This window comes from Pseudomonas sp. Tun-23181 (genome assembly GCF_057415455.1).
The window spans coordinates 802,798-826,988 of record NZ_CM171630.1 but is presented as its reverse complement, the minus strand read 5'-3'; the positions used below and the strand labels follow the sequence as shown (position 1 = coordinate 826,988).

General features: G+C 56.2%; 22 protein-coding genes. 16 read left to right on the top strand and 6 right to left on the bottom strand.

The genetic code is table 11. The features are described from left to right. Positions 1-54 precede the first annotated feature (54 nt). The 12 genes from ACDI39_RS04275 (at position 55) to ACDI39_RS04220 (ending at position 12,801) form a co-directional block, all read left to right on the top strand. Entirely contained in the window at positions 55-576 is a 522-nt protein-coding gene (locus tag ACDI39_RS04275) for a nuclear transport factor 2 family protein (protein ID WP_283725566.1), read from the top strand. A 55-nt stretch (positions 577-631) separates the two neighbouring features. Continuing rightward, the gene (locus ACDI39_RS04270; protein ID WP_283725565.1) at positions 632-1,468 is read left to right on the top strand and encodes an oxidoreductase; all 837 of its coding nucleotides are present in this window, start codon (positions 632-634) and stop codon (positions 1,466-1,468) included. A gap of 90 nt (positions 1,469-1,558) precedes the next feature. After that, positions 1,559-2,491, top strand: a complete 933-nt coding sequence (locus tag ACDI39_RS04265) for a DMT family transporter (RefSeq protein WP_283725564.1) — start codon at positions 1,559-1,561, stop codon at positions 2,489-2,491. 377 nt (positions 2,492-2,868) lie between these two features. Next, the gene (locus ACDI39_RS04260) at positions 2,869-4,089 is read left to right on the top strand and encodes an OprD family porin (protein ID WP_283725578.1); all 1,221 of its coding nucleotides are present in this window, start codon (positions 2,869-2,871) and stop codon (positions 4,087-4,089) included. Between the two features lie 313 nt (positions 4,090-4,402). Next, positions 4,403-5,308 carry a LysR substrate-binding domain-containing protein gene (locus ACDI39_RS04255; protein ID WP_410045919.1) on the top strand — a complete coding sequence of 302 codons (906 nt, stop codon included), beginning with the start codon at positions 4,403-4,405 and terminating at the stop codon, positions 5,306-5,308. Between the two features lie 215 nt (positions 5,309-5,523). Continuing rightward, positions 5,524-6,009 (top strand): (2Fe-2S)-binding protein, encoded by a 486-nt coding sequence (locus ACDI39_RS04250; protein WP_410045920.1) that lies wholly within the window; start codon positions 5,524-5,526, stop codon positions 6,007-6,009. Further along, positions 6,006-8,195: a xanthine dehydrogenase family protein molybdopterin-binding subunit gene (locus ACDI39_RS04245; protein ID WP_410045921.1), complete on the top strand. Its 2,190-nt coding sequence runs from the start codon at positions 6,006-6,008 to the stop codon at positions 8,193-8,195. The genes ACDI39_RS04250 and ACDI39_RS04245 overlap by 4 nt, the downstream gene beginning before the upstream one ends. Before the next feature lie 247 nt (positions 8,196-8,442). Beyond that, positions 8,443-8,793, top strand: a complete 351-nt coding sequence (locus ACDI39_RS04240) for a Zn-ribbon domain-containing OB-fold protein (RefSeq protein ID WP_410045922.1) — start codon at positions 8,443-8,445, stop codon at positions 8,791-8,793. Beyond that, positions 8,790-9,935, top strand: coding sequence for a thiolase family protein (locus tag ACDI39_RS04235; RefSeq protein ID WP_410045923.1), 1,146 nt, complete (start codon positions 8,790-8,792; stop codon positions 9,933-9,935). The genes ACDI39_RS04240 and ACDI39_RS04235 overlap by 4 nt, the downstream gene beginning before the upstream one ends. Position 9,936: 1 nt before the next feature. Beyond that, positions 9,937-10,701, top strand: coding sequence for an SDR family NAD(P)-dependent oxidoreductase (locus ACDI39_RS04230; RefSeq protein ID WP_410045924.1), 765 nt, complete (start codon positions 9,937-9,939; stop codon positions 10,699-10,701). An 11-nt stretch (positions 10,702-10,712) separates the two neighbouring features. Beyond that, positions 10,713-11,519: an enoyl-CoA hydratase/isomerase family protein gene (locus ACDI39_RS04225; protein WP_410045925.1), complete on the top strand. Its 807-nt coding sequence runs from the start codon at positions 10,713-10,715 to the stop codon at positions 11,517-11,519. A gap of 61 nt (positions 11,520-11,580) precedes the next feature. Continuing rightward, positions 11,581-12,801 (top strand): CaiB/BaiF CoA transferase family protein, encoded by a 1,221-nt coding sequence (locus ACDI39_RS04220; RefSeq protein WP_410045926.1) that lies wholly within the window; start codon positions 11,581-11,583, stop codon positions 12,799-12,801. A gap of 30 nt (positions 12,802-12,831) precedes the next feature. Here the strand turns inward: ACDI39_RS04220 and gcvA are convergent, their stop codons facing one another. Together gcvA and ACDI39_RS04210 are read right to left on the bottom strand one after the other, a co-directional pair. Further along, positions 12,832-13,740 carry a transcriptional regulator GcvA gene (gene gcvA / locus ACDI39_RS04215; protein ID WP_283725555.1) on the bottom strand — a complete coding sequence of 303 codons (909 nt, stop codon included), beginning with the start codon at positions 13,738-13,740 and terminating at the stop codon, positions 12,832-12,834. 136 nt (positions 13,741-13,876) lie between these two features. Beyond that, positions 13,877-15,310, bottom strand: coding sequence for an aldehyde dehydrogenase family protein (locus ACDI39_RS04210; RefSeq protein ID WP_486537740.1), 1,434 nt, complete (start codon positions 15,308-15,310; stop codon positions 13,877-13,879). A gap of 300 nt (positions 15,311-15,610) precedes the next feature. On the opposite strand from ACDI39_RS04210, the gene ACDI39_RS04205 reads away from it, so the two are divergent. Together ACDI39_RS04205 and ACDI39_RS04200 are read left to right on the top strand one after the other, a co-directional pair. Next, entirely contained in the window at positions 15,611-16,951 is a 1,341-nt protein-coding gene (locus ACDI39_RS04205; RefSeq protein ID WP_283725553.1) for an MFS transporter, read from the top strand. 286 nt (positions 16,952-17,237) lie between these two features. After that, entirely contained in the window at positions 17,238-18,947 is a 1,710-nt protein-coding gene (locus ACDI39_RS04200; RefSeq protein ID WP_410045928.1) for an ABC transporter ATP-binding protein, read from the top strand. A 7-nt stretch (positions 18,948-18,954) separates the two neighbouring features. Here ACDI39_RS04200 and ACDI39_RS04195 read toward each other — a convergent pair whose 3' ends face one another. Both ACDI39_RS04195 and ACDI39_RS04190 read right to left on the bottom strand, forming a co-directional pair. Continuing rightward, positions 18,955-19,878: a LysR family transcriptional regulator gene (locus ACDI39_RS04195; protein WP_486537737.1), complete on the bottom strand. Its 924-nt coding sequence runs from the start codon at positions 19,876-19,878 to the stop codon at positions 18,955-18,957. A gap of 131 nt (positions 19,879-20,009) precedes the next feature. Then, on the bottom strand, positions 20,010-20,909 hold the full coding sequence (locus tag ACDI39_RS04190; RefSeq protein WP_410045930.1) for a LysR family transcriptional regulator: 900 nt from the start codon (positions 20,907-20,909) through the stop codon (positions 20,010-20,012). A gap of 131 nt (positions 20,910-21,040) precedes the next feature. On the opposite strand from ACDI39_RS04190, the gene ACDI39_RS04185 reads away from it, so the two are divergent. Beyond that, complete coding sequence (locus ACDI39_RS04185) at positions 21,041-21,871, top strand: oxidoreductase (RefSeq protein ID WP_410045931.1); 831 nt, start codon at positions 21,041-21,043, stop codon at positions 21,869-21,871. Positions 21,872-21,903: 32 nt separating this feature from the next. Further along, on the top strand, positions 21,904-22,188 hold the full coding sequence (locus ACDI39_RS04180; protein WP_283725612.1) for a DUF2790 domain-containing protein: 285 nt from the start codon (positions 21,904-21,906) through the stop codon (positions 22,186-22,188). A 311-nt stretch (positions 22,189-22,499) separates the two neighbouring features. Here ACDI39_RS04180 and ACDI39_RS04175 read toward each other — a convergent pair whose 3' ends face one another. Together ACDI39_RS04175 and ACDI39_RS04170 are read right to left on the bottom strand one after the other, a co-directional pair. Next, positions 22,500-22,877 carry a hypothetical protein gene (locus ACDI39_RS04175; protein ID WP_486537734.1) on the bottom strand — a complete coding sequence of 126 codons (378 nt, stop codon included), beginning with the start codon at positions 22,875-22,877 and terminating at the stop codon, positions 22,500-22,502. A 100-nt stretch (positions 22,878-22,977) separates the two neighbouring features. Continuing rightward, positions 22,978-23,946 (bottom strand): toll/interleukin-1 receptor domain-containing protein, encoded by a 969-nt coding sequence (locus ACDI39_RS04170; RefSeq protein ID WP_410045933.1) that lies wholly within the window; start codon positions 23,944-23,946, stop codon positions 22,978-22,980. Positions 23,947-24,191: the final 245 nt, after the last annotated feature.

Here is a 24,191-nt window from a genome sequence, read left to right as displayed (position 1 = left end):
GTGCTAGGCAGCGTCTGAGTGTATTTACCAGAATGACACGACGAGGACTGAGAGATGAAATCCATGACGTGTTCCTTTCGAAAGGAGCTCCTGGTTGTTCCCTGGGCTGTGGTTGGTCTGTTGTTCGTGAACTCGATCAACGTGGTGCAGGCGCAGCAGTCCGGGCTGGACAAGTCAAACAATACGGCCCTGATTCAACAAGCCTTCAATGCATGGGCTGCTGGCACTGGTGGGCCCTATGACTTGCTTGCGGATGATGCTACCTGGACGATCACTGGCAACTCCCTCGCGTCGAAAACTTACAAAAATCGGGAAGCATTCATGAGCGAAGTCATTCGCCCCTTCAATGCGCGGATGGGCGAACGGCTCAAACCAAAAATTACCCGGATCTACGAAGACAAAGGGACAGTGATCGTCCTCTTTGATGCAAACGGTACTGCCAAAGACGGGAAACCTTACTCCAACACCTATGCCTGGTTCCTCGACATGCGCGAGGGAAAAATTGTGAAGTCGACCGCCTTCTTTGATTCCGTGGCATTCAATGAATTGTGGCGTCGGGTTCAACCAACCCCATAGCCCAAGGCTTCGAGCTTTCCAATCGGCATGAGAAAACGCCTTCAAGGGGAAGACGATGAAAACTTGGTTTATCACCGGTGCATCCCGCGGCTTTGGAGCCAGGGTCGCTGAGCTCGCACTTGAGAAGGGCGAGAATGTCGTTGCCACCGCGCGTAACACGGCTGCCTTGATCAAACGGCTGGGCATTCGCCCGAATTTGCTGTCACTCCCGCTAGATGTCACGGACGAAGCTCAGGCACGAGCGGCGGCAGAGCATGCTGTTCACAGGTTTGGTCGCATTGATGTCCTGTTGAACAACGCCGGGTTTGGGCTGGTCGGTGCCGTGGAGGAGGCAACAACGGATGAGGTGGAACGGCTTTTTCGAACCAATGTGTTCGGCGTACTTTGGGTCACCCAGGCAGTGTTGCCTTACATGCGCGCTCAGCGCTCCGGGCGCATTCTGAACATTTCGTCGGTTGGAGGGTATCGAGGTGGAGCCGGTTTCGGTGTCTACTGCGCCTCGAAGTTTGCAGTGGAAGGGCTGACGGAAGCGCTGTACCAAGAGCTGGCTCCGTTGGGTATCCATGCAACCGTGATCGAGCCTGGATATTTCAGAACTGACTTCCTCGACTCGATATCGCTCGCAATGAGCCGTGCGCACATCGAAGACTACGCCAGTACTGTCGGGGCTGTTCGCAACCGCGCCGCTAATATGAACCACATACAACCGGGTGATCCAGATCGCCTCGCACAGGTGATTGTGGAATTCTCTGACGCCCCCAATCCTCCAGTTCGCTTGCCCTTGGGCAGCGATACTGTTTCTGCAATTGAAACCAAAAATGCTGCAGTTGCAGACATTCTGGCCCGCTGGCGGCATGTGTCAGTGTCGACAGATTTCCCGAAATCCGATTGAGACCCACTGGGATCCCCCGGCGCCCGTCGGCCCGTGAGGGAAGCACCAGTGCAAGACAACTTCCCGGCGCTCAGCGTCATTGAGGGGAACATGAAAGCTGACGTGGTGGCGCACTCATCGCAGGCCAGGCGTGAGCGCTATGGGCTTGCTTTCGGGATGATCGCTGCCGTGATTTGGGGCGGCTACCTGGCCGTAACGCGGCAAGGCATATCGGCTGGCCTGACAGCTGAAGACCTATCCTTTCTCCGCTATTCGACGGCAGGCATCATCATGTTGCCATGGATTTGTCGCCATCAGCCCTTGCAGCTTGCCGGCATTGGCTGGGTTAAGGGCTCAGTCCTTGCGCTACTTGCAGGCCCGCCGTTTGTGCTGGTCGGAGCGTCTGGATTTAATTATGCGCCGCTTGCGCATAGTGCAGTGATCCAGCTTGGGACGTTGACGCTGATGGGGATCGCCTTGTCGGTGATCATCACCCGCGAGCGAACTTCGAAGCGACGTCTAGCGGGGGTGGCGATCATCATCACAGGTCTTGCCGTGACCGCAGGGCCCGCATTGTTAGATGGCAGCTCAGACGCGTGGAAGGGGGATTTGCTGTTCGCAACGGCGGGCAGCATGTGGGCGTTATTTACCGTGCTTCAACTGCGTTGGAGGATTGCCCCCATGGCTGCTACAGCAGTTCTTTCGGTGCTTTCGGGGTTGATCTACTCGCCGTTTTATCTAGCCACACATGGGCTTTTCAACCTGATGCGGGTCGATACCTCAATGCTGATCCAGCAAGCGTTCGTACTAGGTGTCTTGTCGGGTGTTGTGGCGTTGTTCACGTTCTCTCGGACGGTCGAATACTTAGGCGCTGCGCGAGCCTCGTTGTTTCCAGCATTTGCTCCAGCGATAGCCATTTTGATTGGCATCCCTCTCACCAAGGAAATTCCGACGCTTTGGCAGATGGTCGGCCTGGTGATTCTCTCGGCAGGCCTGCTGTTGGCGATCCAGGTTACTCATGCGGCCCGCCACACTCCTGACTGAACGAAGACGCTGGAAATGACCTGCTTCTAGTACCTGTATTGCGTCACAGCAATAGGGGGTAACGCCAGCCTGAGGGCTTTGGATTTCGCGCTCTGATACCGGTGGCGACCCTCAGTAGGCGTTCGCCGTAGGGTCGCATTGATAAAAACTCAGCCGTGACGACCCTTTTAATCGATTGTCACTGGGTTTGGCCGGTTTCTACGATCAGCTCCGCACAATGCGATCCGGTAATCGCTCCGGACACAACAAGAATAAGAGAGCTCCTCATGAAATTGTCCCATTCGATCGACCAGATCAACGAATCCTCGTGCCCGCACCTCCCGGTTTTTAAAACTCGTCATCCTGCTCCACACGCCTGGTCACTCCTAATCTGCAGCATGGTAGCGGGGGCTCCGTTCAGCGCCAGCGCAGACTTTATCGGTGACAGCAAGGCCAGCCTGGAAACCCGGAACTACTACTTCAACCGCGACTTTAGGCAAGTAGGCGCAGCGCAAAACAAGGCTGAAGAATGGGCACAAGGCCTGATCTTGCGCTATGAGTCGGGGTACACGCGAGGGCTGGTAGGAGTCGGTGTCGATGCCATAGGCTTGTTGGGCATCAAGCTAGACTCCAGCCCTGATCGCACGGGCACTGGGCTACTCAAATCTGACCGGGAGGCGCCGCACCGGGCACAGGACGAGTACGGTGAAGTAGGCGTGACAGGAAAAATTAAGGTGTCCGACAACACCTTGAAGGTCGGTACATTGATCCCGAAATTGCCGGTGGCATTCTCCAATGACAGTCGACTGTTGCCACAGACATTTCGGGGCGGCTGGTTGAACAGCACGGAAATCGACAATCTGTCTGTGGATCTGGGGAAGCTTGACCGAGTAAACCTGCGCAACTCTTCTGATTACGAGCCGATGGCTGTCTACAACGGGGTGTCACGCAACATTCGACTCGGACGGTATCTGGACAGCGAGAAGTTTAACTTCGGTGGTGCCACCTACAAGTGGTCACCCGACCTGAGCACCAGCTACTACTACGGTGGGCTGGAGGACATCTACAAGCAGCATTACCTGACCCTAAACCACGTGTGGAACGTAACGAAAGGTCAGGCATTGAAGTCGGATGTACGCTTTGCACGCAGTGTCGACGATGGCGAAAGCAACGTCGATAACCGAGCACTGCAGGCGATGTTCACCTACAGCCTGGGAGGCCATGCATTCGGTCTTGGATACCAGCGAATGGATGGTGACACCGGCTTCGCCAATATCAACGGTACTGACGCGTATCTGGTCAACCTAGTACAGATCAACGACTTTGGCAATCAGGACGAGAAGTCGTGGCAGGCCCGCTATGACTACAACTTCGCAGCCCTGGGCATCCCAGGGTTGACGTTCATGACGCGCTACATCTCGGGCGATGACGTCGTGGTGCGGGGCAGGAGTGGGGCAGGTAAGGAATGGGAGCGAGACAGCGAGTTGGGCTATGTGATTCAGAGCGGCCCCCTGAAGAACCTTGGTATACGCTGGAAGAACGCCAGTATGCGAAGTAATTTCACCAGCGACATCGACGAGAACCGCCTGATTCTGACCTACACCGTGGCGTTGTGGTGATGACTTCACCACGGTAAGTGCGCGGCCAGCTCGGCCCACTCAGTGTTACTTGGGGGCGTCAGAGCACGTCGACGTCCTTCTACCTCAACAGGCATACCGTTGCCTGAGTAAAGGCCGCCTCTGGGCGGCCTTTATCTTATTGGGCGCGCCGAAGCCACCTCATCTGTGAAGTCAATGGGTTGAGTATTTCTAAGGTCAGTCGTCCATTTTCTTCGCTTGTCGGGCAGGTGCTCAAGACGGATCTTTGCAATCAAAAGCCTTCTTGGTTCCTAAGTTGAGCTGCAGTCGACAGCAAGGCGTTCGGAGAGCGGTTATGCGCCAAGATCAACTTGATGGTCTGGTGACCTTTGTACAGGTAGCGCGGCAGCGGAGTTTCACTTCGGCTTCACACCAATTGGGTGTATCGCCGTCGGCTGTCAGCCAGGTGGTGAGAGGCCTCGAGCACAGGCTTGGGGTGGTGTTGTTCAAACGCACGACCCGTAGTGTCAGATTGACCGAGGCGGGGGGACGCTTTCTCAAGCAGATCGAGCCCTTGGTGGAGGAGCTAGTAAAAGCGTCACAAGATATTGCAGACAGCGCCAGCGTGCCTTCCGGAGAACTGCGTTTGGTCGCGACAACATCGGCTTACATGACCATCCTGCGACCTGCACTTGGCAGCTTTCTTGAGCAGTATCCTGCCATTGAGGTTGAGGTCATTTTGCATGAATCCAGGATCGATTTGGTTCTGGAGGGCTTTGACGCTGGCTTTGGTTTGCACACCCAAGTCGAACGGGATCTTGTCGCCGTGAGCGTCGGTTCCTCCCTGAGGATGGGTGCCTTTGCGTCACCAGCTTACCTATCTCGTCGACCTGCGCCAGATCACCCGGATGACCTGCATCGTCATGAATGCATTGGCTATCGCCAATCTGAAAGCGGCGCCCTAGAGCGTTGGGCATTCGACAATGGCCAGGAAACCATTCAAGTAAGGGTCAAAAGCCGCTTGATTTACAGTAATCCCATTGCCTTGACACAGGCTGCGGTGGACGGTTTTGGCATTGCCTACATGGCTGACGGTCATTTGGACGCGCTACTGCAAGAAGGGAAGTTGGCACGTGTATTAGCCGACTGGAGCCTGCCAGCTTCACCCTATATGTTGTACTTCCCTGACCGGAGAAGCATCTCCAAGCGACTACGCCTACTCATTGATCATTTGCGTCGAAGCGATGCCATAGGGAACTAACCGACCAGTTACCTTTGGTGCCGGACGCCTTGTCCACTTCGTCAGTTTTCAGTTTTCCTTCAAGGGCTATGCAGTAAAACGCGCCAATTCTGAAGAGCAAACTCTCTACGCTTGGGAGGGGAGAATTGCCCGGAGGCTTTGGTGCGACTTAAAGGATGTTATCTCGGTCGCCCTCCCGCACAGATGGTTCACTACTGAATGGGTCAGGAGGTCGCATGAGCCAAACTCTCAACATCAATGGTATCGCTCATGAAGTGGACGTCGACCCCGACACGCCGCTGTTGTGGGTGTTGCGCGATGTTCTTGGAATGACAGGTACCAAGTTCGGGTGTGGGATGGCGCTCTGTGGGGCCTGCACCGTCCATATGAACGGCACAGCCATACGCTCATGCATGATGCCTGTCAGCGCCTTGGTATCAGCACAGATCACCACAATTGAGGGGGTAGGTGCGACCGAGGTCGGGAAGCGCGTACAGGCGGCCTGGCTGGCTCAAGAAGTGGTTCAATGTGGGTACTGCCAGTCAGGGCAGATCATGTCTGCCACTGCATTGCTGACCAGCAACCCAAAGCCGGACGACCAGACCATTGATGGTGCGATGGCGGGGAATATTTGCCGCTGTGGCACCTACGTGCGAATTCGTGAAGCGATCAAGGTTGCGTCTGGTCAATCTGGACAGAACACAACGGAGCAGCGCTCATGAACACGCCCGCCTCCTTATCGCCACAAGACCCTTCACAGGAATCTGTTGGGCTTAGCCGGCGCAGCTTCATCATGGCAGGCGCTGCCCTCGGCGGTGGCTTGTTGATCAGTTTCTCGCTGCCAATTTCGATGAGGGGCGCGTTCGCGCAGGGCGCAGAATTCTCTCCTAATGCCTATATCCGAGTTGATCGCGAGGGGCGAGTTTTCCTGACCATTCAACCGGTCGAAATGGGGCAGGGTACCTACACCTCCATGCCGGCGCTGATTGCTGAAGAGCTCGAGGTCGGTCTCGATCAGGTCGTGATAGAGCATGCGCCCGCTGACGATAAGCGCTACGCCAACCCGATGTTGGGGTTCCAGGTAACGGGCGGTTCCACGTCGGTACCTGCAAACTGGAAGCCGCTCCGCGAAGCGGGGGCGACCGCCCGGACTCTCCTAATCACCGCTGCGGCGAATCAATGGGGCGTTCCAGCCAGCAGTTGCAAGGCTGATAAGGGCGTCGTCTCGCATCTAGAGAGCGGGAAGCGCGCCGGATATGGAGAGTTGGCAGATGCAGCGGCGCGGCTGCCAATGCCAGAGACTGTCGCGTTAAAGGATCCGCGGGAGTTCAAGCTGATTGGGACACCCGCTAAGCGTACTGACACGCCTGACAAGGTCAACGGGAAAGCTGTCTTCGGCATCGATGCTCGCCCGGAAGGTGTGAAGGTGGCAGCGGTGATGCTGTGTCCCATCGTAGGAGGAACGCTGGACTCTGTTGACCCTGCACCAGCGATGGCGGTGAAGGGAGTTCGCCAGGTTTTGCGCACCGATAATTCAGTGGCAGTGGTTGCCGACCATATGGGTGCTGCGCGTAAGGCCTTGGCGATGCTTCAGGTCAAATGGAATGGCGGCGAAAATGCCAACGTCTCGAGCGAGTCGATGCTCAAGAACATCATGGCAGCGTCAATGGAACCTGGACTTGAAGTGAAGAACGAAGGCAATGCCAAAGAGGCGCTTGCCAAATCGGCCAAAAAAATCGAGGCGGTCTATCAGGTACCGTTTCTTGCCCACGCGTGCCTGGAGCCTGTCAACTGTACGGTGCACGTTCGCAAGGATGGCTGTGACCTGTGGTTGGGCATACAGGTACCGGCGAGGGCGAAGGCCGTAGCCGCGAAAATCACCGGGCTGCCGGAAGAGTCTGTACAGGTGCATAACCACCTTATTGGCGGAGGTTTCGGCAGACGACTGGAGGTCGATTTCGTCGAGGATGCAGTGAAGCTCGCTCGCCAGGTTGATTATCCCTTGAAAGTCATTTGGTCTCGTGAGGAAGACACGCGACATAGCACGCTACGACCGTTCCACTACAACCACCTCAGTGCAGGCTTGGACGACAAGGGAAAACCAATTGCCTGGACGCACAAAGTGACTGGCGGCTCGATCCTTGCGCGCTGGTTGCCGGCTGCTTTTACCGATGGTATTGACCGCGATGCCGTTCGTGATGCCAGCGGCCCGTACGCATTCCCCGCGCTCAGCGTGCACTACGTTCGCCACGAGCCTCCGAAGGGAATTACGCCAGCGTTTTGGCGCGGGGTTGGGCACACTCAAAACGCATTCATGGTCGAGGGACTGCTTGATGAATTGATACAGCTCAGTGGCTCTGACCCGTTTGAGTATCGCTATCCGCTTCTTCAGCATCATCCTCGGGCAGTCAAGGTGCTGCAGATGCTGAGGGAAAAGTCTGGGTGGGATACGCCTGTCCCCCCTGGACATGGCCGTGGTCTCGCCTTGACCTCATGCTTCAGTACTTATGCCGCCCAGGTAGCGGAAGTCAGCGTCAGTCCCGGTGGTGAGGTACGCGTGCACAAGATCTCAACTGTGGTGGATTGTGGCATTGCAATCAACCCTGATAGCGTTGTTGCGCAGGTTCAGGGCGGGACGATTTTCGGCTTGAGCGCTGTGCTATTTGGCAACATCACGTTTAAGGATGGAAAGGTCGAGCAAGGTAACTTCGACACTTACCGTGTCTTGCGCATCAATGAAACGCCCCAAATCGAAACATGGCGAGTTGAAAGTGATGAGTCTCCCGGTGGTTTGGGAGAAGTGTCGACGGTAACCATCGCGCCGGCTGTGGTGAATGCAATTTATGCCGCTACTGGCAAACGACTGCGCTCCTTACCAATTGATCCTGCAGCTCTGAAAGAGGCTTGAGAAAGACGACTGGATGCCCGCCACTCCAGCATCGGCGGGCTCCAGGCAGGCGATAAGCACAGAGCTCCTCACATGCTCTTATGGTAGTGGCTGTGCGAATTTATTAGGTTCGGGTCTCGTTACGACACGAGGTTTGAATTTTTCTCAAACCAAAGGCGTCTTTATATCGTTTGTCGTGCTCCTCCGGACTGTTGAACATGGCCTCCACGACGCCGCGATCGCGGCATCTGTTACTGGAGGTCGAACAATGAATACATCCCTTTGGAGCAGCCAAGCACCTTCGAGGTTGCTCGCATCCCGTCATCGTGTATCGGGTGATCTGGTTTTCCCGCCTGTCTCTGCCCATTCCCCGCTGTCTGAACAGTACGACGCGGTCGTCCTGGCCGGCGAAGGTTGGATTTACAGCTACACCATCATCAATCCAAGCCCCAAGAGCGGGCTGCAGCCGTTTGCCCTTGGTTATGTGGACATGCCTGGCCCAGTGCGGTTGTTCGGTCGCGTGAACGGCCCACGACGCCCTGAGATCGGCGATGTTTGCCGGGTGTTGCCGGACGAAACCTTTGGCTATGTGTTTGAGTTGGTGGAGGATGCGCAATGACAGCCATGCACGTTATGGGCGGGGCGATGACCCGCTTTGGTAAGCACCCAGGGGTGAAAGCCCCGGAGCTTGCTCAGCAGGCGATTCTGGCTGCCGTAGCCGATGCCGGTATTGAGCTCAAGGATGTTCAGGCAATCTATTGCGCCAACGTTCTCGGTGGAATGATTCTGGGTCAAGTGATCCTGCGTGACCTCGGTTTGGCAGGTATCCCGGTTTATAACATCGAGAATGCCTGCGCCAGTGGTGCCACCGCTGTACACCTTGCGCGCCACGCACTGATCGCTGAGCAGTACGACACTGTTCTGGTATTTGGTATCGAGCAGCTGACCCAACTGGGTGGCGGCACCATTCCAATGCAACGCAATGACGAAAAAACCGACCTGTTTGCCCAGGCCGGCATGGTGCTTCCAGCGGTGTACGCGATGCGGGCCACTCGCTTCCTGCACGAGCGTGATGCTCAGCCAGCTGACCTTGCTGCGATTGCCGTGAAGAACCGCTACCACGGCTCACTCAATGAGTTTGCTCAGCAACAAACCACGGTGACCCTGGAAGAAGTACTGGCTTCGCGCATGATTGCCGACCCACTGACGCTGCTGCAGTGCTGCCCGTCTCAAGTAGACGGCGCCGCTGCATTGGTGCTGAGCAAGCGCGCCGGCCCTCACGCCAAGGACGTGCGTGTCCTGGGCTCCACCGTCGTCTCCGGGCTGGTAGAAGGTGCCCGCGACGACATCCTCGATGCTGAAATCACTGCGCGCGCCGCCCGCCAAGCCTACGAACAAGCTGGCATCGAACCTCGCGATATCGGCGTAGTCGAGTTGCATGACGCCTTCACCATCGCCGAATTGCTGTACTACGAAGCCCTGGGTCTGGCACCGCACGGTGAAGCCGTAGCTCTGCTGAAGTCCGGCGCTACTCAAATCGGTGGACGTGTTCCAGTCAATCCAAGCGGCGGTTTGCTTGCTAAGGGTCACCCACTGGGCGCCACGGGTGTAGCGCAAATGGTCGAGCTGATGTGGCAACTGCAAGGTCGTGCCGGTAAACGCCAAGCCAACTCTCCGCGTATCGGCGTTGCGCAATGCACCGGTGGCGGGATTGCCGGGGTTGACCATGCGGCGTCGTCCGTCCACGTTCTGGGGGTGTGATATGTCTGCACAACGTTTTCACAGCGGCCAGGTAGCGGTTATCACAGGTGCGGCTCGGGGTATTGGGTTACGGATCGCGGCAAGGTTGGCTGAATCAGGTGTAATTACTTATCTGTTGGATCGAGATGAGAAGGCACTCGATGAGGCAATTGAGCGTCTCTCAGCAGAAGGATTGCAAGCAAACGGGATCGCTCTGGATCTGACTGAGTCGGCGGCAGTCAATAGTGTCTTCGCTGAAATTGGTGATGCCCATGGTGCATTGGACTTTTTAGTAAACAATGCCGGCGTGGTGCGCGACAAAAGATTCCTTAACATGACCGAAGAAGACTGGGATCTAGTACTGAATACCAACCTGCGTGCGCAATTCCTGTGCTGTAAAGCTGCGGTGCCACTGATGCTGCAACGTGGGTTTGGACGTATCGTCAATATGTCCTCGCGCGCCTGGCTTGGCGGCTTCGGACAGGCAAACTATTCAGCTGCTAAGGGGGGGGTAGTGAGCCTGACCCGTAGCCTGGCCATCGAGTTCGCGGCCAAGGGCATCACAGTCAACACCATTGCCCCTGGGATTGTCGATACGCCGCTGTTCCAAAGCTTTGACGAGGCAGTTCAAGTGCGGCTGAAGGACACCGTCCCGGTCAAGCGTATCGGTACTCCTGACGACATCGCCAACGCAGTGGAATTCTTCCTCGACCCGGCAAGTAGCTACATTACCGGTCAAACCTTGTATGTCTGCGGTGGACGAAGCCTGTCTTCGGCCAGCGTCTGAAGGAGGTTTCCATGCCTGTAACTTTGGAACTCCACGGTGCGGTAGCGAAAATTACGCTGGATCGCCCCGACGCCTTGAACGCACTGAACCTGGACGCCTTGCGCGAACTGCGTACGCACCTGGCAGAGGTGCGCGACCGCCGCGAAATTCGAACTGCGATTATCACCGGCAGCGGTGACCGAGCCTTTTGCGTCGGTGCTGATCTGAAGAGCACACGCGAGTCGTCAGCGTCGTACGCCGAGGCCCTGTTTTTGGAGAACGAGGCAGCGGCCGATTCTGGCCTCTACATCCGGTTGATGGATCTGACTGACCTCGATCTCAGAAAGCCGCTGATCGCTGCCGTAAACGGCCACTGCCTCGGTGGTGGGTTGGAGCTGGCATTGCAATGCAGCCTGCGTATCGCTTCGGGCAATGCCAGTTTCGGCTTGCCTGAAGCGGTGGTTGGCTCCATTCCGGCAGTTTCCGGGCTTCATCGCTTGCTGCGGGCTGTCCCTTCGGCCCATGCGATGCAGATGGCACTGACTGGACAGCGTATTGATGCCGTTCACGCGTCGATGATTGGCCTCGTATCGGAGGTTGTCGACACTCAGGAGCAGCTCGCGGAACGCGCCTTTGCATTGGCTGAGCGCATTGCAGCAGCAGCGCCGCTGGCTATTCAGGCGCTGCAATCTCTGTCGACCCAAACTGCTCATCTGTCCGACCGCGACGCTCAGCGATTGACCGAGCTGTACTGGGGTGTATTGCGTGATACCGAGGATCGCCTTGAGGGTCGCGCTGCGTTTGCCGAGAAACGCTCACCGCAGTATCTGGGCCGTTAGGATCTGGAGGGCATCATGACAATAAAAAATCCCTGCACCTTCAACCCAGGAGGGCGATGCTATGTTGCGTGACGCTTTGAAGGGGCTGACCGTTCTGGACTTCACCCAGATCGCAGCGGGGCCGACCTGCACCATGTTGTTGGCGGACATGGGGGCGCAGGTGATCAAGATTGAGCCACCAGAAGGTGAGTTGGGCCGTACCCTCGGCCCAGCTTGGGTCGGTGAATCCAGTGCACTGTATCATGGCTTTAATCGTGGGAAATTGGGTGTATGCCTGGATCTCAAGCACCCGGAGAGCCTAGCAGTTGTCATGCGCATGGTGGCCGAAGCTGACGTGCTGATCGAAAGCATGCGTCCCGGTGTGATGGCTCGTTTGGGGCTGGGCTATGAGGCAGTGGCTGAGGTCAACCCAAAGCTGATTTACTGCTCGATCTCTGCCTATGGGCAGCATGGCCCGTACGCCGAGCGTGCAGGTGTTGATGGCATTCTCCAGGCGGACTCTGGATTGATGAGCCTGATCGGATTGCCACACTCGCCACCCTGCAAAGTACAGGCGCCTATCGTTGATGTGGTCACCGGCTACATGGCCAGCATGTCAATTCTTGCCAAGCTGCAGGCGCGCCATGTGACTGGATTGGGAGGGCACCTGGACGTCAGCTTGATGAACAGTGCCTTGGCGTTGCAGCAGTCTTCAATCACCAGCTTCCTCCGGGATGGGCAGTTGCCTACGCCGATTGGAAGTGCAGCACCGTATGCGGCACCTAACGAAGCCTTCCGCACGTCGGATGGCTGGATCATGGTGGCCGCGTACAACGGCAATCGCTGGGAACGTCTCTGCACTGTGCTTGGACGTGAAGAGTGGATAAATGATCCGCGCTTCGACAGCTCTAGTAATCGGGTAAGCAATCGGGGAGTGATGCAGGCCTCGCTTGATTCGATCTTCGTCACCCGTCCGACAGACTATTGGCTCGGAGTGTTACGCGAGGCGGATATCCTGTGTGCGAAAGTCGCGGACTACAGTGACTTGCTCAAGCATCCTCAACTAGCCGAGAACGGAATGTTGGCCAGTGTTGAGCATCCCCGGTTTGGTACGCTGCGAACTGTAGGCTTCCCGGTCAACAGTGCGGCTGCGGCGGCCGAGCCCTATCAGCCGGCACCCGACCTGGGAGAGCACTCGCGCAAGGTATTGAGAGGGTTTGCGTTCGACGAAGCTGAGATAGACCGGCTGCTGCAAGGCGGTGCAATACGTGAAACCAAGGGGGCCACGCCCTTCGGTATTTAAGAGATGAATCCCGGCCCAGGCCGGGATTTTTCATTCTGTGGATCGGGTTATGCGCGCCTGCTCCAGAATCCACTGACGGAAGATCGTCATGTCTTCGCGCTCGGGGCGATGCTTGGGAGTCAGCAGATAGTAGGTGTATGCACCACGATCGACAGTTTGCTCGAATGGACGTACCAGCGTGCCTTCGCGAAGCTCCTTTCCGACCAAAAACAACTGGGCCATCGCAATACCTTGGCCACCGATAGCAGCTGCATAGACCATCGATGAGCTCTGGTAGATCATGCCGGCGCTGGCATCGACCTGGCCAATGACGCCTGTTGCCTCCAGCCAGTAGGCCCAGTCATCAGGACGGGCGATGGAATGCAGCATCGTGTACTCGGCGACGTCCGCCGGAGATTTCAGTCCAGGCTCCGTATTTAGCAAGGCGGGGCTGCACACTGGCGCAAGCAGGTTGTCACTCAGCGTATAGCTGTTGCAGTTGGGCCAGTCACCGGCGCCGAGGCGTATGGCTGCATCCAGGTCTTCCTTTTGAAAGTCCACCGGATCCAATGATGCTGTCAGCAACACCTCGATCTTGGGATTCTCTTGATGAAAGCTGGCTAGGCGCGGGATGAGCCATTGCATGGCGAAGGTGGTGTAGGCGCGTACCTTGATCTGCCGGCGCTTGGTCGGTCGCTTCAAGTGGCGTGTTGCACTGCGCAACTCTTCAATGAAGCGTGCCACCGCATTGAAGTACTGCTCTCCAGCGGGTGTCAGGCTGACCTGCCGATGACCGCGGGTAAACAACGGCTGCTCCATGAAATCTTCCAGCGTACGGATCTGTCGCGAAACAGCACCAGGGGTGACGTTCAGCTCTTCGGCAGCCAAAGTAATACTCAGGTGACGAGCAACCGCTTCGAAGGCGCGGACGGCATTGAGCGGCGGCAGTTTGTCCTTCATGGGGATCTTCTTGTAGTGTATAGATGATCGTATTTTTAGCATGACAAAAGCTCAAGCAAAACACTTTGTCAAACGACAGCACCCCGCCGTGATTCAATCACGGAAGGGTGTCGGCTTTCGCGGAAGAGGAGAGGCGTCAGAGGCGGATGATGACTGACTTAAGCTGGGTGTAGTGGGACAGCGCATCAATACCCTGTTCGCGCCCGTAGCCGCTTTGTTTGAAGCCGCCACAAGGGGTCTGTACGAATCCGCCACTGTACTCGTTGACGACGATCCGGCCGGCGTCGAGGCCTGCAGCAACCCGGTGGACGCGACCAATATCGCGACTCCAGATACCGGCGCCCAGGCCAAAGTCGCTGTCGTTGGCAATGCGCAGGGCGTCTGCTTCATCCTTGAATGGAATGACGCAGACGATCGGCCCGAAAATCTCTTCCCTGGCCAGGGTCATGTCGTTGTGCACACCGGTGTAAACGGTCGGTTCAATGTACCAGCCATTGCCCAGGTGTTCGCCGGTTGCAACTTTGCCACCGATAGCTGGTTTGAGACCTTCACGTTCGGCCACTTCGAAGTAGCTTTGGATTTTCTTGAACTGGGCTTCGGTGGTGATCGGCCCGGAGGTAGAGTCAAAGTCCGGCCCGACATTCAGCGCGGCAACTTCAGCGATGAACTTCTCAACGAACTGATCGTGGATGTCTTCTTGTACCAGCAGGCGAGTACCAGCGGCACACCACTGGCCGCTGTTCCAGGTGAATGCGCGGGTAGCGCCTTTGGCGGCAGCGGCCAGGTCAGCGTCGTTGAATACGATGTTGGCAGATTTACCGCCCAGCTCCAGCGTCAGTGGCAGGATGCGCTCTGCAGCAATGCGTCCTAGCTCCTGTCCAGCAGTCAGGCCACCGGTGAAGGAGATCTTCCGCATCAATGGATGGCGCGCCATGACAGGGCCAATGACGCTGCCTTTGCCTACAACGACGTTGAACACGCCTGGCGGCAGACCGGCTTCTTCCACGGCGATACGCGCGAGCTCAACCAGCGACGCAGAGGTGTGCTCAGAAGGCTTGGCAACTACGGTGTTGCCGGTCGCCAGCGCAGGCGCGATGGCGCGGGCGGCCTGATGCAGTGGAGCGTTCCAAGGCAGGATTACACCGATGACGCCGAAAGGATCGCGACGGGTATAGACGTGATAGTTCGGGCCTTGGTTGATGACTTCACCATCCATGACGTTGACCAGACCCGCGTAGTACTCAAAGTACTGGGCAGTCAGATCCATCAGTCCGGGCATTTCTTGGCCAGGCTTACCCGTTTCGGCGCTCTCCAGAGCACCAATATGACCTACGCTCTGGCGCACGATGCGTGCCAGCTCGATAAGGATGCGACCACGCTCCGAGGGGCGCATATCACGCCAGGCAGGTACCGCCTTGTTAGCGTTTTCGATGGCAAACTCAACATCTTGCGGGCCGCTGTTGGCGACTTCGCCCATTTTTTTGCCGCTGCGAGGGTCAATCTTCTCTACGAAGCAGCCGGTGCAAGGTGGCAGGGTAGCGCCGGCGATGTAACTCTCAACTTTTAACATCGGGTGTCTCCTCGGCCCACGCGACAGGCAGTGTCAGCGGGCCTCTTGTTGTTTGAGCTTTGATGACTGGCAGCAGATTCGACCTTTGTGCACGTGTTGTTCAAGGGAATTTTCAGCGGCCTTCGGTTGAGAAAAACTCAGTTACGTGTTCTGCACTAGTCAGAGCCGACCAGTTACATTTAGTCCCAAATTGATTTGATCAAACTTCAACTGAGTACGGCATTAAACTCGCTTCACCACGATGGCTAGCGATGCCATCGTTCCCGTCACAACAAGAAATGTGCTCACGGGAGCCAAGCCATGACTAACGACAAAGACGCGGTTTTTGACCGCATGCCTAACATTGAAACTGCAGCACCAAGCCAAGGTAGGACACTCAACAAAACAGAACGTAAAGCCATCGTCGCGGCCACGTTGGGCACGATCGTCGAGTACACTGACTGGGTGATCTACGCGACATTCTCCTCAATTTTAGCTCGCCAATTCTTCCCGGCAGGTGACAGCCTTACTGCACTACTGTCAGTGCTCGCGGTGTTTGCCGTAGGCTTCCTGATGCGCCCGATCGGTGGCGCAGTACTTGGTGTCTTCGCTGACCGTTATGGACGGAAGAAGGGGCTGACCCTCTCCATTCTGTTGATGTCAGTGGCTTCCTTGGTCATCGGTATCTGCCCAAACTATGAAAGCATCGGCATTGCCGCACCAATCATCCTGGTTCTCGCTCGTTTGACCCAAGGCTTCTCGGCCGGCGGCGAGTTTGGTTCCGCCTCGGCTTTCCTGATCGAATCGGCGCCGTCTGATCGTCGAGCCTTTGCTGGCTCCTGGCAGTGGTTTGCCATCAACGCTGGTACCCTGGTGTCGTTCCTGCTGGGCTATGTATTGGCTTCGATCGGCAGCGACACCGCGCTGGAAGAGTGGGGCTGGCGTGTGGCGTTTGTGATCGCTGCATTGATGGGGCTGCTGACCCTGTGGATTCGTCTGTCGGTGCGTGAGACCGAAGTGTTCCAGTCGCGCGTGAAAAAGAAGGTGGTCGAGAAGAGCCCCCTGCGTGACATCTTTACTAAACACCGGAAAGACGTATTCCGGGTAATCGGTGTGGCAATGGCCGGCAACCTGCTGAATTACGTGTGGATGGTGAGCTACCCGTCACAAGTACATCTGATTACTGGGATGCCAATCCGTGACACTCTGCTGGCTGGCTCCGTAGCGGTTGGTGTATCGCTGCTGCTGATGCCCTTCGCCGGCATGCTTGCCGACCGTATCGGTCGTCGCCCAGTGCTCATCGCCTTTGCGCTTTGCTCTGCTCTTTGGGCTTGGCCAAGCTTCGGGCTGTTGCACCAAGGCATCAGCCTAGTTGAAGTGACCATTTTGCAAACGATCTCAATGGTAATCATGACCGGCTTTGGTGCCGCTTCGGCAGTCACTATGGCCGAGCAATTCCCCGCTGAGGTTCGTGTTACCGGGATTGCCTTGCCTTATGCACTTTCTGTCACGCTGTTTGGTGGTACTTCGCCCTACATCATGACGGCAATGACAGGCTCGGGTTATGGACACTTGTTCTGGATCTACCTGGTAGTGATCAGCCTGATCAGTGCGGTAGTTTACATGCGCATGCCAGAAATGAAGGGGCAGCCGTTGCGTTAAACGTATAGGTGCTCCCAAAGGCCGCCCTAATCGGGCGGCCTTTTCGTTTCAGGAGGTAATTGCTCGGATTGATAAGTGGGGCTTCAAAGGGTGAAGGGCTAAGTCACCTTGTTCATTGGAGCTGAGAAATCCACCATACATCCATCACTACTGAAGGTAATAACGCCCGACAACTGCTAGCTCTGGAGACGACCATGCACCTGATCCCACGCTTCGAGTTCTTCCTCATTACGACGCTGCGCAAGATCATCCATGCCGAGAATGGCGTGAAAGTGAAGGTGCTGTAATGAACGAGCATTTCCGTCCCTATCCATACCGCCAGGTGCTCGGTTTTGTGGCCAGCATGTGGATGCGTCGACGCGGGTATTTCTTCTCCGGAATTTTGCTGACGCTTGCTGCGACGGGCTTTGATCTGTTGTTGCCTTGGGCGTCAGCCAAATTGATCGAAAGCGTTGCCAAGACTGCACATGCAAATGCCGTTTGGCAGAACTGGGTTATGCTTCTCGGTGCCTTCGCAGGATTCACCGTTAGTCGCAACCTTGCTCATCGCTTGTGGATTCCGCTGGCGTCGCGAAATATGCAGGCAGTGCTGTTGCAGAGCTTCGAACATGTGCTGGCGGCTCCAGCTCACTGGCATGCGGTGCAGTCGTCCGGTGACACATTGCGCCGCTTGCGCCGATCAATGTCCGGGTATGACAAGGTCACTGACGCGGTCACGGTGCATCTGGGGCCCGCCCTGATGGTGTTGCTGGGCCTTGTCGTGATGATTGGTTGGCGTGAGCCGTTGGCCGGCGCCTTTGCATTGCTGGTGGCGATTGCCTTCGTGGTCAGTAACCTGATCGTGGGCATGCAGTGGATCCGTCCCGCGCACCTGAACGCCAATTTGAATGATGGGCAATTGAGCGGCCTGGCCGCTGACGTGCTGGCAGCTGCGACCACTATCAAGAGCTTCAGGGCAGAGACCCGTGAGCACGCTCGTATGGAGCAGGTTGCCCAAGAATGGGGGCAGGCTTCCTCGAAGGCATGGCGCCGTGTAGTGGACTTGGGCCTGATGCAGAACTTGCTGCTGCTTCTGTTGCTCGCTGGGTTGAGTGGAGTGGCGTTGCTTGCTTGGTCAAAGGGGGCTACCCGTCCTGGTGACGTAGCGTTCGCAGTGACTTCGTTCCTGCTGATGGCGGGTTATCTGCGCGGCTTTGGCGAGAACCTCCGGACAGCTCAGTCGGGACTGGAGGATGCAGCCGATGCGTTGTTTTTGACGGGGTTGCCGCGGGAGGAGTCCGGTTCCAGCGATTCCTTGCCGAGCGTCGAAAAGCGGCGCGGTGAGGTGATTTTCGAAGGCATCGGATTTACTTACCCGGGCGCAGGTTCAGCCGTACTCGAAAGCTTGAATCTGCACGTACAATCCGGTGAGACCGTGGCCATTGCGGGCGCTAGCGGATCGGGTAAGTCAACCGTATCCAAGTTGCTGCAGCGTTTCTACAACCCTGACAGTGGACAGATCTTGCTGGATGGACGTGACATCTCGACGTTGCCTTTGGATGAACTTCGTCGCACCGTCTCAATGGTTGGACAGGACGCGGTGCTGTTGAGCCGTTCCATCCGGGACAACATCAGCTATTCGCGACCCAATGCAAGCATCGAAGAAATCGTGGCCGCGGCAACTGCCGCCTGTGCCCATGAATTCATCATGTCTCTCCCTGACGGCTATGACACGCATGTGGGTAGCTACGGAGCATTACTGTCAGGCGGACAACGGCAGCGGATTGCATTGGCTCGGGCACTGCTGGCGGACGCTTCAGTGTTGGTACTCGATGAGGCGACTTCAGCCTTGGATTCTCAGACTGAAGCAAGTGTCTTGGCGGGTATTGTGGCGTTCCGTCCTCAGCAAACACGTATCGTGATTGCCCACCGTCCAGCTGCCATCCTTTCTGCGGACAGAGTGGTCTGGCTGGAAGAGGGTGCAGCGCTCGAAACACTGGCCAGCCAGGCGATCTGATATGGGGTTAGAGTATGAGTTCCTCTGTTTGGGACTCTGAGGGTTCGTTTCGCAGAAAGTCTATGAACGCCCGCAATTTCGCTGGGACGCGGCGTCGATCGGGATAGTAGAGGTGGAGGGGGGGGATTGCTGGGCTCCACTCCTCCAGGATCCGTAATAGACGCCCCTGCTTGATGAAGGGCTCAATGTATCCATTGATCATGTAGGCGATGCCAAGTCCGTCTAGTGCTGAGCGAACCAATATTTCGGAGTCGTTGAGGATCAACCGGCCCTTTATCTGGAGATCGATTTTCTCCTGGCCGTTGTCGAACTCCCAGCGCTCGATCTGCCCGCTACTGGAATGCCGGAAGCTGATGCAGTCATGCTGCAACAAGTCACGCGGATGTTCTGGTTGGCCAAACTGCGTGATGTACTCGGGGGAAGCAATAATTTGCGCCTTGAGGGGAGGGCCGATTGCTACAGCGACCATGTCTTTTTCAACCGCGTTACCGAAGCGGATGCCGGCATCGAATCCCTGTCCGACAATGTCCACCAAGTGATTTTCGGCACGGATTTCCAGATTGATTTCTGGGTAAGCGGCCATGAAGCGACGCAAGATCGGCTGCAGAACTATTAAGTAGGCGGCCCGCGGCACATTGACCCGTAGAAGCCCTGCAGGATGATTGGCCTCCCGGCCGAGCTCCTGTGACGCATTGGACAATTGCTCAAGTGCCGGCTGTACCCTTTCCAGGTAGCGCTCCCCTATTTCTGTCAGGCAAACGCTACGGGTTGTGCGGTTGAACAGCACCAACCCTAGCCGTTGCTCCAGCACTCGGATGCTCTGGCTTACCGCTGAAGGTGAAATGCCTAATTTCACTGCAGCATTGGAAAAGCTCTTTTCCTCCGCCACCGCCATGAAGGTTACCAATCCATCCAGGTGATCCTGACGCATGGTTATACTCCGCCACGATGGGGTGTGGTTTCACTGAAGCTTTAGCACCTACCAAATGAGCTTGCACAGGCAACCTTTGGCACATTCGTACCGAAAGATTTCATAGTATTCCATGAGCATGCTCAACTCATTTACTTCTTTGGACGAGCCGCACGGGCAAACTCGATGAATGCCTTGAGTGGCGCTGGTACATGGCGACGGCTGGGGTAGTAAAGGTGCAGGCCAGGATAAAAGGGGCACCAGTCCGGCAACACTTGAATCAATCGCCCGTCGGCCACATGCTCGCTGACCATTTCTTCGAAAACATAGGCTAGACCAATCCCTTGTAGTGCAGGGCCCACCATCAGACTCACGTCACCCAGGGTCAATGGGCCGCTGACTTCAATTTCCTGGGCGATCCCTCCGCGCTCGAATTCCCATCGGTACAGTGAACCACTGGGGAAACGATGCCGAATACAAGGTAAACCGTGTAGATCCTCTGGTTTCTGCGGGATCGCATAACGCTCGAAGAAAGCCGGCGTGCCTACGACCACCGAGCGCATGTTTGGGCCTATTGGCAGTGACACCATGTCGGCTTCCAGGCGGTTGCCAAACCGAACACCGGCGTCAAAACCTCCCGCCACTACGTCCACCAACGCATCGTTTTCGACCACCTCCAATCTGATGTCCGGATATTCCTGCAGGTACTGGCTGACAATCGGTAACAGCACGAGTTCGCATGCCTGGCGACCAGCAGTGATGCGCAAGTTGCCTGAGGGCTTGTCTCGAAAATTATTGAGGTCTTCGAGTGCATCATCAATGTCCCGAAAAGCCGGTTTCAAGCGTGTGTAGAGTCGCTCCCCAGCTTCTGTCAGGGCGACACTTCGAGTGGTTCGGTTGAATAAACGTACGCCTAGGCGGTTTTCCAGGGCGCGCAGAGAGTGACTTAGGGCTGAAGGTGACAGACCCAGTTCGACCGCTGCACGGCTGAAATTCAGGTGCTGCGCGATGGATAGGAATATCGTCAGGTCAGCAGTGCTAGGAGCCTTCATTTATGAATGCCTTTCACTAAGTCATGCAAAATAAATGGGATTATCACATAAGTACCACGACTTTAAAGTGGCATCAACTCATCGAGAAGACCCGCCAATAACGCTCGGGTCGCTGACAGGAGGAGTTGAAAATGCGTACTTGGTTCATTACTGGAGCTTCCCGTGGTTTTGGCACCCTCATCGCAGAACACGCCCTGCGTGCCGGCGACGCTGTGATTGCCACCGCACGTAAACCGCAAGACATTACTGACCGGCTGGGTGCTCACCCGAACCTCCTGGCCGTGCGCCTGGACGTGACCAGCGAAGAAGAATCGCATCAGGCTGTCGCGGAAGGCATCAAGCGTTTTGGCCGTATCGATGTCGTCATCAACAATGCCGGTTTCGGTGTACTGGGTGCGGTGGAAGAAACCAGCGCCAGCGAAACCGAGCGACTGTTCGCTACCAACGTGTTCGGTGTCCTGAACGTAACCCGCGCTGTCCTGCCGCACATGCGTCGCCAGCGTAGCGGGCACATCGTCAACATCTCCTCGATCGGCGGCTACCAGGCTTACATGGGCTGGGGTGTATACGGCTCCACCAAGTTCGCAGTGGAAGGGATCACCGAAGCGCTGCACCAGGAGCTGGCACCCCTGGGCATCCACGCAACGGTCGTTGCTCCGGGCTTCTTCCGCACGGACTTCCTGGACGAACAGTCGCTGATCAAGACCGCCCTGGAACTGCCGGACTATGACGGCACCGTCGGTAAGATGCGCCAGTTCGCCGAGGCGGCTAACCATGCACAACCCGGTGACCCCGTAAAGTTCGCCGAGGCCATCCTGGCTCTGGTGAATGCACCGAAACCGCCACAGCGTCTGGCGCTGGGCAGCGATACCGTCGCACGTATCGGCGAGAAGCATAGCTTCGTTGAAGCGGAACTCAGCGAGTGGAAAGATCTGGCGCTCTCTACTGACTTCAAAGACTAAGACGAACGCTACAAACTTGGAGAAAATGAGCTATGAAAAGTGCTCTGATTTCACTGCTGGGTGTTGGGGGGGCACTGCTGGGTGTACTTATGGTGTCTTCGGCGTTAGCTGCGCAATTAAATTCAACGGCCACAACAGCAACCACATTTACTGATTATCACTATGAGCAACGCTTGGATATTGCTCGGGTGCTGTCGCACACTGAAGTTCCACCTGTGTGTTATGTCGTACCGGTGGAAATGACCTATGAAGACTCGCAGGGAAATCAGCACACGATTCGCTACCACGCTATGGGCACTGGCTGCCTCAGTGGTTGATCTCCACACGCTTACAAAGACCGGGCTAGCCCGGTCTTTGTGCTGGTAGGTACTCTGAGTGGCCCACGTTGCTGCGCGACGTTGAACGGGCGTAAACGTCTGGCAGTAAGCAAGGATGGTCACTACGTATCGTTCCGTGCCAAAAATGGTCGGTGAGCGTCCGAAGCCTACAGCCGCGACAATATTGGCATGTAAGCCTCCTTTTTGACCTTTAAACTGAAATATTTTACGAGTCAAAAATGAGGCTTATAAAATTTGAGCCCTGTCGGTCGGATGAATGATCCTGCTGCCCAGCTCTGCATTTATGCGAGTTAGGTAGTCTGCCGACAAGAGACAAACGGTCTGACATCTCTGTCGTCTACTGCCTGAAGCACGAAGTACTGCCCATTCGCCTTCAGCGCGTGGATGATGCGACATTGGACATAGGCGGTGCTGTATGAGGTGCTCGTGCCTTGGATGTTGAGCACCAATTCTCCTCCGTAGCTGCTCACGTACCTCAAGTCCTTCAAGGCCCCCGCCGTTTCACCATTGGCCTCTGCGATTTCGATTATCAAATTCCGTAAGGTCGATTGATCTGTGTCTGCCACTTCAGCGGAAAACCTGGCCTGCCGCTGACTTTGAAAACCTCCTTCACGACTGGCTGAGCCCAGACGATTGAATGTGATATGAGCGAGCAGGACTACTTCCATGGTCTGAGCCTTCTGTGTAGGTCTTACTTCTCGGTAGCAGGGGGCATTTTATGCAACGCACGGTGCCCCGTGTTCTGGCTTGTTCATATCCGGCAATGACTCACCGATTGCGTTGTAACGGTTCGATGAGAAGGCTCCAAAGCGTCTCCGCACCGCCTTCTTGGGAAAGTTTTTGGTACTGTCGAGTGTGGAGCGCCATGCCAAAAGTTTTGAGGTACAAGGATTGGTCGTCTGTATCTACAGTGAGTGCCTCGTTGTACGAGCCCCCGCCAAACGAATCGCCATGGCTGTAATAGATACCGGCGCCTAGCTGGCCACCGGTGAACAGAGTCGCTTTGGCAACGTTATTGCCGTCCTTGTAAATACTCGCAGAAAAGCGATTGGCATCTATACGACGAAATGCGCCTTCGTACCCTGGGTTGCGTGACTGGAGCTCCAGCAATGAGTTCTCGAAATAGCGGGCAATGTACTCGAAGCTATCGAGCAGAAAGCGGTCTCTGTCAAGCTGGGTGAAGCTCTTGGCCATCCGAAGGTTGCTTGAGCGCGGGCCAGTTGGGGGCATAGGAGCGGGCGCTAAACTGCTATCGAAATTGGTACGCTCAGATCGAGGTAGCGTGCTCGGTTGGTTGCGGCTGCATCGATTGGCGGCCTTCCGCACTTCCTTCGCGACTTGCAAGAATGCTTCGTCTCGATCCGGCCAAAGTGTCACTGGCTTACCATCTTGAGGGGTGCCAAGGAGCTTGCCAAACGGTGCGTAGTGCCAATCGCATGGGCGAAGAATCACAGGTATGACGATCGCTTCCCCTGCAGCATGGCGCTCCATTGCTCGGGCCATCTCGATGTTGTAGCAGTAATCGGAAGCGATGAAGTCAGGGCTCACCAGCAATAGGATGATTTCGTCGCTGTTGATGTGATCATCAATTGCCGCATCGATGACTTGGCCCGCACCGATTCTGCGATCGTGCCATGTGTCAATGACGCCCTGGCGTTTGAGCATGGAAAGCTGCTTTTCGAGCTGATCGCGCAGGGCCTCGTCTGCATGGCAGTAAGAGAAAAACACGTTAGGCAAAATGGTTACTCCCTCTCAGGTAGGTGCTGCTCTGATCATATGATCTGCTCACCGTAGAAGTACAGGTCGCAGGATCGAAGCTCGAACTCGATGACCAGATCGAAGAGAGCTAAATCACGGGTTTTCTCCGCGCTATGAATAGCTTTCCACGTGCGTTCGCATTGTCGTGGTGAAATGATGCGTATATGAAAGCATCAAAAGAAGGGAACAGCTATTTATGAGCACGGCTCACTAAGTCTTGCTAA